The 11988-nt window shown below is 64.7% G+C and carries 11 protein-coding genes; 7 read left to right on the plus strand and 4 right to left on the minus strand.

Annotated elements, in window-relative coordinates; translation table 11 throughout:
• The first annotated feature begins 18 nt into the window (after window positions 1-18).
• On the plus strand, window positions 19-1269 hold the full coding sequence (purD, locus tag CHB96_RS03400) for a phosphoribosylamine--glycine ligase (protein ID WP_089243193.1): 1251 nt from the start codon (window positions 19-21) through the stop codon (window positions 1267-1269).
• A 71-nt stretch (window positions 1270-1340) separates the two neighbouring features.
• On the opposite strand, the gene CHB96_RS03405 is transcribed toward purD, so the two are convergent.
• From CHB96_RS03405 to CHB96_RS03420, 4 genes are all read right to left on the minus strand, one after another.
• Window positions 1341-2177 (minus strand): type IV toxin-antitoxin system AbiEi family antitoxin domain-containing protein, encoded by an 837-nt coding sequence (locus tag CHB96_RS03405; protein WP_089243836.1) that lies wholly within the window; start codon window positions 2175-2177, stop codon window positions 1341-1343.
• A 62-nt stretch (window positions 2178-2239) separates the two neighbouring features.
• The gene (locus tag CHB96_RS03410; RefSeq protein ID WP_089243194.1) at window positions 2240-3349 is read right to left on the minus strand and encodes an LLM class flavin-dependent oxidoreductase; all 1110 of its coding nucleotides are present in this window, start codon (window positions 3347-3349) and stop codon (window positions 2240-2242) included.
• Window positions 3346-4167 carry a hydroxyethylthiazole kinase gene (gene thiM / locus CHB96_RS03415; RefSeq protein ID WP_089243195.1) on the minus strand — a complete coding sequence of 274 codons (822 nt, stop codon included), beginning with the start codon at window positions 4165-4167 and terminating at the stop codon, window positions 3346-3348. The genes CHB96_RS03410 and thiM overlap by 4 nt, the downstream gene beginning before the upstream one ends.
• Window position 4168: 1 nt before the next feature.
• Window positions 4169-5017, minus strand: a complete 849-nt coding sequence (locus CHB96_RS03420; RefSeq protein WP_089243196.1) for a sulfurtransferase — start codon at window positions 5015-5017, stop codon at window positions 4169-4171.
• 84 nt (window positions 5018-5101) lie between these two features.
• Here CHB96_RS03420 and CHB96_RS03425 point away from each other — a divergent pair, with 84 nt between their 5' ends.
• The 6 genes from CHB96_RS03425 (at window position 5102) to CHB96_RS03450 (ending at window position 11833) form a co-directional block, all read left to right on the plus strand.
• Window positions 5102-5734, plus strand: a complete 633-nt coding sequence (locus CHB96_RS03425) for a GntR family transcriptional regulator (protein ID WP_089243197.1) — start codon at window positions 5102-5104, stop codon at window positions 5732-5734.
• Window positions 5735-5851: 117 nt separating this feature from the next.
• On the plus strand, window positions 5852-6634 hold the full coding sequence (locus CHB96_RS03430) for an MBL fold metallo-hydrolase (protein WP_089243198.1): 783 nt from the start codon (window positions 5852-5854) through the stop codon (window positions 6632-6634).
• Window positions 6631-7902, plus strand: a complete 1272-nt coding sequence (locus CHB96_RS03435; protein WP_089243199.1) for a multidrug effflux MFS transporter — start codon at window positions 6631-6633, stop codon at window positions 7900-7902. Before CHB96_RS03430 ends, CHB96_RS03435 begins: the two co-directional genes overlap by 4 nt.
• Before the next feature lie 12 nt (window positions 7903-7914).
• A complete protein-coding gene (locus CHB96_RS03440) occupies window positions 7915-9195 on the plus strand; it encodes an NtaA/DmoA family FMN-dependent monooxygenase (protein ID WP_245865207.1) in 1281 nt (426 codons plus the stop codon).
• A 30-nt stretch (window positions 9196-9225) separates the two neighbouring features.
• Window positions 9226-10524 carry an NtaA/DmoA family FMN-dependent monooxygenase gene (locus tag CHB96_RS03445; protein WP_089243201.1) on the plus strand — a complete coding sequence of 433 codons (1299 nt, stop codon included), beginning with the start codon at window positions 9226-9228 and terminating at the stop codon, window positions 10522-10524.
• 16 nt (window positions 10525-10540) lie between these two features.
• Window positions 10541-11833, plus strand: coding sequence for an NtaA/DmoA family FMN-dependent monooxygenase (locus CHB96_RS03450; RefSeq protein ID WP_089243202.1), 1293 nt, complete (start codon window positions 10541-10543; stop codon window positions 11831-11833).
• The last annotated feature ends 155 nt before the right edge of the window (window positions 11834-11988 follow it).

Raw genomic sequence — 11988 nt, forward strand, 5'->3', positions numbered from 1 at the left:
CCGATACCCTGATGCACTGTGCGCGTACTCGTCATAGGTTCCGGTGCTCGTGAGCACGCCCTCCTCCTCGCCTTGAGCAAGGACCCGAACGTCAGCAAGCTGCTGGTGGCTCCGGGTAATGCAGGCACGGGGAAGCTCGCCGAGCAGCATTCCGTCGACGTCGCATCGGGTGCGGCAGTCACCGATCTCGCTCGTAAGGTCGAGGCGGACCTCGTGGTCATCGGACCCGAGGTCCCCCTCGTCCTCGGTGTTGCGGACGCGCTGCGTGAGGTAGGGTTCGCCACGTTCGGCCCGTCCGCCGCGGCCGCTCGTATCGAAGGATCCAAGGCGTTCGCGAAGGACGTCATGGCCGCCGCAGGCGTTCGAACCGCCCACAGCGAGATCGTCGATTCACCGGCGAACCTCGATGCGGCCCTCGACCGGTTCGGCCCCAACTGGGTGGTCAAGGACGACGGTCTCGCCGCGGGTAAGGGTGTCGTCGTGACCACCGACCGGCTCGTGGCACGCGATCACGCCGCCGAACTGCTCGAGACCGGCCACCCGGTGCTGCTCGAATCGTTCCTCGACGGCCCCGAAGTGTCGCTGTTCTGCCTTGTCGACGGTGAGACCGTCGTACCGTTGCTGCCCGCGCAGGACCATAAGCGCGTCGGCGACGGCGACACCGGCCCGAACACCGGTGGCATGGGCGCGTACACGCCGTTGCCCTGGCTGCCGGCCGACGTGGTCCAGCAGATCGTCACCGACGTCGTCGAACCCGTTGCAGCCGAGATGGTCAAAAGGGGTTGCCCGTTCTCCGGTCTGCTCTATGCAGGCCTCGCGATCGGTTCGCAGGGGCCTGCCGTCGTCGAATTCAACTGCCGCTTCGGTGATCCCGAGACGCAGGCAGTGCTCGAACTACTCGAGTCGCCTCTCGGCGAGGCGTTGAACGCAACGGCAACCGGCACCCTCGGATCGCTCGCACCGTTGCAGTGGAAGGACGGCGCTGCGGTGACCGTCGTGCTTGCCGCCGAGAACTACCCCGGTCGTCCGCGTACGGGCGACACCATCACCGGTGCCGACGCCGCAGGAGTGCTGCACGCAGGGACCGCGGTCGAGGACGGCGCCGTCGTCTCGGCCGGTGGTCGTGTGCTCAGTGTCGTCGGATCCGGCGAGGATCTGGCCGCGGCACGTGCAGACGCGTACGCGAAGATCGAGTCGATCACGTTGCCGGGCAGCCACTTCCGCACGGATATCGGTCTGGCCGCGCTCGAAGGGCGTATCTCTCTCTGACACCCGACACTGTTGCTCCATTATCTTGCGAAATTTCCCGAAAAAGGGAAATTCGGCAAGATAATGGAGCTTCAGTTACCCCTGCTCTTCCTACGGCGCCGCACGATCGCCGCGATCTCGTCTGCGACCTTGTCGACATCTCGGTAGACCGTGGCCGCGGAATACCTGAGCACCAACCAACGCCGTATGACCATCCAGTTCTGACGTACTCGGTCGTTGTCGAACGTTCTCGGCGTGCTGTGAACTTCACGCCCGTCGATCTCGACGTCCACCCTGGCCAGCTCATCGACAAGGTCTCCGAAGTACGGACCGATGGGCGCATTGATCTCCATCCGGATGCCTCGCGCTCGTAAGGCCCTCGCGACCATGCGCTCGGGTTCCGACAGGGTGCCGGGGCAACACACCTCGAGTTGTCTGCGCAGTTCGACCATGCCCTTCATACCCTTGGCAGTGTCGAGGTGATCGGCCACAGCACGCCAGGACACGCGTGTACTCATGTTGTGGTCGAAGAACTGCTCCAGGCTGGCACCTTCGAGTGATGCGGCCACGTCCACGAAGCATTGGACTGCCGAGACGACCGGGAGTCCCTGGCGTTCGAAGGTCGGTACCGAGCGGCGATGGAGTACCAACCAGTCGACGCTGTCGCACCGCACGGAGCGGGGGACCGTTGCGTGAACGGTCGACGGTTCACCGTCCAGCAGATTCCACAACCATGCCGCACTGTCGTGGCTGAGCACGGCATCCCCGCGCCACAGAGTTACTGCCACGCACAGGTCGAGATACGTCGGCTCGGGGTCGGAGTACACGCTCGGCAGCAACCGAACCAGTGCGCCGCTGCGCACTCTGCGCGCAATGCCCGCCGGCGAGATCCCGGACTCCACAAGCTGTGTGCGCGTGTACACCCCCATGGCGCCACACCATTGCACGAAACCGAGAACTCGACCGAAAGTCATCCACAGCTGTGGATAACTCAGTCCAGAGCGTCGAACCTCGGGATCAGGTGTTCGGCAACGTGTTCGGCCTCGTCGATCAACGGCCACCCGGCGAGGATGAGCGACGTCAGTCCCGTACGAGCCTTCAACTCAGCTACCGAGGACGTGATCTCGTCCGGTGTTCCGACGTAGTAGACGGCCGAGCTTCCGGTGGCGAAGATGTCGAGCGGCGACCATGCGGTGATCCCGGCGTGGATGCCGTCGCCGAGGTACAGGTCGTCGGGCTCGGGGAGCTTGCCGGCGAGGATCGTCTCGACCCATCCCTGACGCTGGGCGTCTCGGGCGGTGAACGTCGACAGGTCTTGTTTCCCGCCTGTGCGACGACGCACTGCCTTGTCGAGTACGTCGGTGATCTGGTCGATTCCCGCGACTTCGAACAGCGACCTGAACCGTTCGATCGCCTCGTCATGCGATGCGCGCACGATCACCCCGGACAGGGCGCCGAAGTCCTCGAACGCCCGCCCTTCGACAGCGCCTGCAGTGCGCGCTTCGCCGAACTTGCTCTCGATGAAGCTGGTCTCGCGCAGCATCGTCAGGTAGGAGTTCAACACGCGGCCCGAGTTCCTCAGTCCGGCCTCCGAGTCGCCTGCGCCCCACAGCGGAACACCCTGATCCTGAACGGCATTCAGCGACAGCGGGGTGTTCGGGAAGTTCGAGTGCGAGCCCTCGGCGTAGAACTTGCGGAAGTCGGCCCAGTACGCCTCACCCTGCTCGTAGCGCTCGTCGTGGGGCACGTCCATCGAGTACTTCGTCAGAATGTTCTCGCGCCCGTTGACGGAGTTGATCAGCAAACGGCCGCCGCTGAACGCGTCGAACGTCAACGCCTTGTCGGCCAGCAGACGCGCAGGGATCATCTGTGCGTAGATCGCGACGAGGAACTTCATCCGAGTGGTGTGTGACGCCGCGAACGAGGCCGAGACGAAGGGATCGTTCGGCCACGTCGCAACGAGTGCGCCCTCGAATCCGCCGTCGTCGATGGTCTTCGCGAGCCGGATGTACCGACCGATGTCGACGGGGTGCAGCCCGTCGGGACTCCACGGGAAGTCGCCGTCGGCGGGGGTCAGGTACCAGAAGGTCTTGATGCTCATACGTCCAGTCGTTCGATTCGTGCCTGCGTCCGGAGGTCGTCCGGTGTGACGGATGCGAGGGCGTCGAGATACGCGACGGCAAACGATCCAGGCCCCGACGAGTTGTGTTCTGCCAGTTCCGAAGCCACCGCGACGTGGGCGTGTGCTGCAGTCAGTCCCAGCAGAGGCGTCGACGCCACCGCGAGATAGGCAGCGACCAGGCCACCCAGCGAGCAGCCGGTCGCGGTGACCTTCGTCAGGAGGGGGCTGCCACCGGAGACGGTGACGCCGATCGGGCCGTCGGTGCTACGTCCGACGATGTAATCGACCGGCCCCGAGGCGGATACGGCCTCGGCCTGGTCGAGCAACGAGACGGCCGCGGGTACGGCGTCCCCGGAGTCCGACGCGCTGTCGACACCGCGCGTCGAATTGCCCAGGCCTGCAAGCGCGATGATCTCGGATCCGTTGCCGCGGATGGCGGTCGGGCTCTTCTTCAGCAGGTCGGCGGCGAGGCCGGTGCGCCACGGTAGGCCGCCGACACCGACGGGGTCGAGAACCCACGGAGTGCCTGCAGCGACCGCGCCGTCGGCGGCGAGGGTGAATGCTTCGGCGGTGCCGTCGTCGGGGGTGCCGAGGTTGATCAGCACGCCTCCTGCGATGGCAGCGAAACCTGCTGCCTCGTGGGCATTGTCGATGTGTGCGTTACTGGCGCCTGCCGCGAGCAGGACGTTGGTGACGAAGTTCGCCGACACGATGTTCGTGAGCGACTGCACCAGAGGCGTCGTATCACGCAGTGCGGCAAGGGTGTCGGCAACGGAATCGGCAGTGGGGTGAGTCATGTCAGTGATCCTCGGTGGTAGGGGAGGTGACGAGTGGAAGCGACATTTCGGCGCTCCATTCTTCGAGTGAGCCGTCGTAGATCTGGATGTCGGCGTGGCCGGCGACGGTGAGGGCCAACGCCGTCAGACAGGCGGAGATGCCGCCGCCGCAGTAGATCACTGTGGGAGAGACGGTTTCACGTGAATCGGCGGGGATGACGCGACCGTCGGAATCCAGGAACGACCGGGCCGACAGGTTGAGGCTGCCGGGGATGTGCCCGCGTCGGGAGTATCGCGTCGGGATCGACCCGGCGAAGTGCTCGGCGGACAACGCGCAGATCAGGGTTCCCGGGGCAACACCGCGTGAGATGGCGGCGACGTCGTCCTTGTCCGCCCAGAGCCCGAGGTCCGGTAGCACCGGCGCAGAGATCGGCGGTCGAGCGTCGGCACCCCCCGAGGCGACGGGCAATCCGAGCGAGACCCACAGAGGTAGTCCGCCGTCGAGCACCTGCGCGTCGATTCCGGCGTTGCGCAGAACCCACCACAGGCGCGCGGCCCACATCGTCGACCCCTGGTCGTACAGGACGATGGACGACGCCGGCGTGATTCCCAGCCGCGCGAGGTCGGCGGCGAGCATCTCGGCGCTGGGGTGAGTGTGGTGGATCGCTGCGGACGTGTCCGAGAAACTCGTCAACAAGTCGACGTGGAACGAACCGGGAATGTGCTGCTCACGCCACCCGGATTCTCCCGATGCGACACGGTAGTCGCCGTCGAATCGAGGGGATTCCAACGTCACGGATGCGTCGATCACGACGACCGACGGGTCGTCCAGCCTGGCCACGAGGTCGCGTGGGTCGATGATCGGGGGCATTGTCAGTCCTTTCGAGCAGTAGCGTCGACGAGTGTATACGCTTGCATCCGCGAATAGGATTCCGAGGAGCGAGAGGAGGCGGGTATGGACGGGTCGGATCAGACCTCGCGTCAGTACGTGCGTTTGCGATCGGACATCCTCGCCGGGAAGTTCGCCCAGCCTGCGGTCCTTCTGGAGACGACGCTCGCCGCGTCGTACGGCGTCTCTCGCACACCGATCCGAGAGGCGCTCAACCTACTCGTCCACGATGGTCTGCTCGAGCGTGCGCCGCGTGGGTTCCGCGTCAGGTCGGGCACGCCAGAGGACGTCGTCGAGATCTACGCAGCGCGCATCGCGCTCGAATCGGAGGCTGCGGCGTCGGCTGCCACTCGCCGAACCGACCTCGACCTTGCCCGGCTCGAACAGGTACACGATCAATGCTGCTCGGGAGCAGATCCCGACGAGGTGCGCGCAGCCAACTTCCGCTTCCATGAAGTGCTGTGGGACGCAGCACACAACGCGACGATCTCGGCGCTCCTCGTGCGGCTGACGATGCAGCTGCGAATCTACGACAGTGGCCCACCGTCGAACTACGGTGAGCCCGAAGTGCTGAACTCCGAGCACCAGTCGATTCTCACCGCCCTGCGCGAGCGCGACGAGGAACGTGCTCGCGCGGACATGCGTCGTCACCTCGAACGCAGCCGGGATCAGAGGATCAGGATGTTCGCCTCCCGCTGACGCATCCGGCGCAATCAGTCGGTTACACGATTGCGCCCTGGACGGCACAGTACGGCAAGAGAATTCGGGTGCAGCGCCCTCTTCGGCGCTGTCCACTTCGAGTTCGAGGAGCAGTCGATGACTTCGGCGCTTGTCGGCGACTACGAGGTCCGCCTGATCCCCACCGGAACCGGCAGCTTTCCGGGTTCCATGGTGTTCTGGGGTTCGGACCACCTCGTGCGCCACGATTTGACCTTCCATTCCGTACTGATACGCGGCCACGGCCGAACGATTCTGATCAACACCGGGTTTCCCGACGACCTGGCACCCGTCAACGACGCGTACTCGCGTTCCATGGGAACGACGATCGCCCACGACGAGAACCTCGTCGACGCTCTCGCAACTCTCGGGGTCGGCCCCGAAGGCGTGACCGACGTGATTCTCGCGCCGCTCGGTCTGTATTCCACGGGAGCCGCGCTGCGGTTCTCGGATGCGACGTTCTGGATCGCACGAGAAGGATGGGTCAGCTTCCACACCTCGCCCGACCATCCGCACGACCGACCCGACAGTACGATCCCGCCGAGCCTGCTGGCCTGGCTGACCGGGGCAGGGCGAGCCCAGCTCCGACTCGTCGACGACGACGAGATCGCACCCGGCATTCGTGCATGGTGGACGGGCGGGCATCACCGCGCGTCGATGTGCATCGAGGTCGCGACGGACACTGCGCCGCTGGCTATTTCCGACGTCTACTTCCATGAACGAAACTTCACCGACGACCACCCGGTTGGCATGTCCGAGAACATCTACGAAATCCTCGACGCGTACCGACGTATCCGACGCTCTGGTGCGGTCGCGGTGCCGTTGTTCGACCCCGGCAACCGAACTCGGTTCCCCGGCGGCGTGGTCGGAGTGGCATCGTGATCATCTCTCCGCGGATGTCGTCCGCACGAGCCGTCGTCGTGCTCGGCGCTTTGTCGTGGCTCGGCCCGTTCTCGCTCGACGCCTATACGCCTGCCTTTCCGGAGATGGCCGCCGATTACGCGGTTCCCGACGCGTCGATCCAATTGACGCTCACCGCGCTCCTCGTCGGGTTGATCGTCGGACAGTTGGTGGCGGGCCCCGTCATCGATTCGTTCGGCAGGCGCAATCCGGTGCTGATCGCGGTCGTCGCCTACTGCCTGTGTTCTGCGGCCTGTGCGATAGCGCCGGGTGTCGAGTCGCTGATGGTGGCGCGCGTCGGGCAGGGGCTCACCGCCGCCGTTGCACTGGTGGCCGCACGTGCCGTCGGCCGCGATCTGTTCGAGGGAAAGGCGCTGGCGCGCTTCTACTCTCACATGGCTGCCGTCACGACGGTGGCTCCGCTCGTCGGACCCGTCGTGGGTGCGGTGATCGTGGACTGGTCGACGTGGCGAGCGATCTTCTGGCTCATCACGGGCCTCGGCGTCGGATGCCTGGCCGTCGCGGTCGTGTTCCTGCCCGAGACCGGCGGTGTGTCGATGGCCAGAGCGGCCGCCGAGACCCCGGGCACGTCCTATCTTGCGGGCTACCGTTCCGTCCTGTCGGATGCCTGGTTTCGGGCCTGTGCCCTGACGCTCGCGTGTGTGTCGGGCGTCGGTCTGACCTATCTGGCCGGTGCGTCGTTCGTCTTCCAGGACGGATACGGCTTGTCGGCGACGGCGTTCTCACTGGTGTTCGCGGGTAACGCGTTCGTGCTGATGCTGGGAACGCAGGTCAGTTCGGCCCTGATCGGGCGCTTCGCGTCGTCGTCGATCACTCGCGTGGGACTGGCGGCCCAGTCCACCGTCGCGATCTGGTGCGCCGCGGCACTACTGCTGAACTTCCCTGTGCTGGTCATCGGCCTGTCGTTCGCTGCGCTGGTGTTCTTCCACGGGCTTCTGATGCCCAATCTGACGACGCTGGCGATGACGGTCGACCCGGCGCATGCGGGATCGGCGTCGGCGCTCGTCGGTGTCGCTCAATTCGCCGTCGGGGCCGTCACGGCACCGCTGCTCGGGCTGCTGGGATCGGGGATCTCCGTCGCGATGGCAGTGATTCTTCCGTCTCTTGCTCTCGCCGCGTTGCTGTCATTCTTCACATTGGCGCGTACGGCGCAATATTCCCGTCACACGATCGATGTGATTCCGCAAACGGCCCACGGTGATATCGACACCAGCCACGAAAGGGGTTGAGCAGTGTTTCACATGGGATGGTTTCTGAGCTACGCAGTGCAGAACTGGCGGGACCAATGGAACGGCAACGGATCGACCAGCTGGGTCGACGTGGAGCTGTACATCGACACCGCAAAAGCGTTGGAGCGCGCCGGATTCGACTACATGATGTTCGAGGACGGCTCGTTCGTGCCCGACGCGTTCCGCGGGTCGACGGAGTACTCGTTGTCGAACGCGTTCATTTCTCCCAAGCACGATCCGCTGACACTCATCGCGCCGATCGCGATGGAGACCGAGCGTATCGGTCTGATCGCGACGATGACGACGTCGTTCTATCCGCCGTTCCTCGCGGCACGACTCGCGTCGACGCTCGACACGCTCAGCAACGGACGGTTCGGCATCAATCTGGTGACAGCGCACAATGATCGGACTGCACAGAACTTCGGTCTCGATCGCCACTTCGAGCACGACAAGCGCTACGAGATGGCGACCGAATGGGTGCAGGCCGTCACGGCGCTGTGGGAGAGTTGGGATCCCGACGCACTCACCCTCGACGAACACACCGGAGAGTTCGCCCGCGCGTCCGGCGTGCACTACGCGAACTTCGAGGGTGACTTCTACAGCACGCGTGGACCTTTGAACCTGCCACCGAGTCCGCAGCACAAGCCGGTCATCTGCCAGGCAGGTGGATCACCCGCCGGTGTCGCGTTCGGGTCCGCGGTCGCGGACACGGTCATCGCTCAGGCAGGCGACGTCGCGCAGATGAAGAGCTACCGGGAGAAAGTTCGTGCGGGAGCCGTTGCGGCAGGCCGTGATCCGGACTCGGTGAAGGTGCTGTTCCTGGCGTCGTTCACGATCGCGGACACCGACGAGGCCGCCCAAGCCAAGGAGGAGAAGGCGATGGCGGCCTCCGACGCGAACATCGAAGCGAACCTCGCGATGCTGTCGTTCTCGAGCGGTCTGGACTTCAGCACGTACGACCTCGATGCTCCGGTGCCGAAAGTCGAGACCAATGCGGCCCGAGGCACGACGGACCATCATCTGCGCGGCTCCGAGGGAAAGACGTTGCGAGAGCTCCTGTCCAAGAGATCGACCGGGGCCGTGACGTTCACCGGGTCGATCCCGACGGTCGCCGACCAGATGGAGGCCGTCATCGACGAGGTCGGCGGCGACGGGTTCCTCGTCCAAGCTCCGGTCATTCCGCGGACCGTGCAGATGATCGCCGACGGATTGGCGCCGGAACTACGCAGGCGCGGGCTGATCCGCGATGGCTACGAGTACTCGTCTCTTCGCGAGAACCTGCTGTCCTACTAGTACTTTCGACGAACGAGCAAAGGTACCCACATGTTTCACAGGGGATGGTTTCTCAGCACCGGATTCGGTGTGTACGGATGGAACGGGCAGTTCTCGGGTAACGTGCGCGCCGACGTCGGACGCCCGGATCTGTTTCTCGACGCCACCGGTTCCCTGGAGCGAGCTGGCTTCGACTACATGATGTTCGAGGACTCCTCGGTGCTGCCCGATGTCTACGGCGGATCCTTCGAGGATTCGGTGCGCAGTGCGACGGTTCGCTACGATCCACTTCCGCTGATCTCGTTGGTGGCCAGGCACACTCGCCACATCGGTGTGATCGCGACGATGGCGACGACGTTCTATCCGCCGTTCCTGGCGGCGAGGCTGATGACGTCACTCGATCACCTGACGGGCGGCAGGGTCGGCGTCAACCTCGTGACCGCGAGTCCCCATGCGGCGGCGCAGAATTACGGCCTCGACTCGCACGTCGAACACGATCTGCGGTACGACATGGCCGACGAGTGGATGCAGGTCGTGTCGCAGTTGTGGGAGTCCTGGGATCCGGACGCACTCGGAATCGACGAGCAACGTGCGGTGTTCGCCGATCACACGAAGGTGCACCCGATTCATTTCGAGGGCAGATTCCATCGGTCACGGGGACCGCTCAACACGATTCCCGGGCCGCAGCGCCGTCCCGTCGTCTGCCAGGCCGGCGGCTCACCTGCCGGTCGCGATGTGGCAGTCAAACACGCCGACACGATCGTCTCGGCCGTCGTCGGCGTCGAGGCGATGAAGGAATTCCGTGACGACATCTCGGCGCGGATGGTGGCTCACGGGCGAGATCCGCGGGAGATCAAGGTGCTCTACCTCGTGGATCCGATTCTCGGCGACACCGATGCGCAAGCGAAGGACAGGCGCGACCGGAAGCAGGCAGCCGTCGCCGCGAACGTGGACGGAGTCCTTGCCGGACTGTCGTATTGGAGTGGCATCGATTTCTCAGGGTTCGATCTCGATGCCCCGTTCCCCGACATCGTCTCGCGCACCAACGGTCACCAAAGCACTGCTGCGGACTTCCAGAAGGCAGGCGAGGGAAAGACTTTGCGCGAAGTGGCACTGAGCCGCAGCGTCAAGGACTCGATCCCGCTCGTCGGCACCCCGTCCTCGGTCGCCGACCAGATGGCCGAGGCCATGGACTACGCAGGCGGTGACGGTTTCCTCGTCGCGTCACCGGTGACGCGACGCAACATCAGTGCCGTCGCCGACGGCCTCGCTCCCGAGCTACGACGTCGGGATCTCATCCGCAGCGAATACACCCACCCCACGTTCCGCGAAAACCTGCTCGCCTACTAGCACAAGGAGAATCGTCATGTTCCATCTCGGTTGGTTCCTCACCACGGGATTCGGCGTCTACGGCTGGAATCAGCCGTGGTCGGGCAATGTCGCCGCCGACGTCGGACGCCCGGATCTGTTCGTCGAGTCCGCGAAAGCGCTCGAGCGCGCCGGATTCGACTACATGATGTTCGAGGACAGCTCGGTGCTGCCCGACATCTTCCAGGAATCCTTCGAAAGTTCCGTCAGCGCAGGGCAAGCCATTCGTTTCGATCCGCTGCCGCTGATGCCGCTCGTCGCGCAGGCGACCGAACATATCGGAGTGATCGCGACGGTCGCGACGACGTTCTACCCGCCGTTCCTCGCGGCACGGCTCTATCAGACGCTCGACCACCTGACGAAGGGCCGCATCGGCGTCAACATCGTCACCGCGAGTCCGCACAAGGCGGCGATGAACTACGGACTCGAGAAGCACGTCGAACACGACAAGCGCTACGAGATGGCCGACGAGTGGATGCGCGCGGTGACAGCGCTGTGGGACACCTGGGAGAAGGGCGCGCTGCAGCTCGACGAGAAGAGCGGGATGTTCGCCGATCACACCAAGATTCACCCGGCCGATTTCGAGGGTGAGTTCTATCGGACCCGTGGACCACTGAATCTTCCGCCGGGGCCGCAGCATCGTCCCGTGGTCTGCCAGGCCGGTGGGTCGTCGGCAGGCAAGAATCTCGGTGCCGCGCACGCCGACACCATCGTCTCCGCCGTCGTGGGCGCCGACGCGATGAAGGCATATCGCGACGACGTGTCGGTACGGATGATCGAGCACGGACGCAAGCCGAGCGACGTGAAGGTTCTCTATCTGGTGTCGCCGATCATCGGAGAGACCAACGAGGAAGCGCTGGAGAAGCAGGCGATGGCACGAGCGGCCCAGGCTGCGAACGTCAACGGCAACCTGGCGGCCATGTCCTACTTCACCAGCATGGATTTCTCGAAGTTCGATCTCGACGCGCCGATGCCCGATCTGAGCGGCAACAACGGCCACCAGAGCACGATGGCGGATTTCGCCAAGTCCGGGAAGACCCTGCGCGAGATCGCCGCGAATCACCGCACCATCGAATCGGTGGACCTGGTCGGCACACCCGACCGCATCGCCGACCAGATGGAGGAAGTCATGGACCACGCAGGCGGCGACGGGTTCCTCATCGCCACACCCGTGACCAGAAAGAACGTCACCGAAATCGCCGACGGTCTGGCCCCGGTCCTGCGCAAACGCGGCCTCATTCGATCCGGCTACGCGCACGAGACGTTCCGCGAGAATCTGCTCGAGTTCTGATTCGCAGCCACTCCGCTGCGGCGCAATCAGGATTTAACGCACCACACGTTTATCGAAACGCGTGCTCGCAAGACTAGCTCCAGCAACCTCTTTCGCAGGTTCTTCTGCCCTTTCACCGGCGTCACCGTCGCCGCCGGTTCACTCTCACGGCATCG

Source organism: Rhodococcoides kyotonense (assembly GCF_900188125.1).
Lineage (GTDB): Bacteria > Actinomycetota > Actinomycetes > Mycobacteriales > Mycobacteriaceae > Rhodococcoides > Rhodococcoides kyotonense.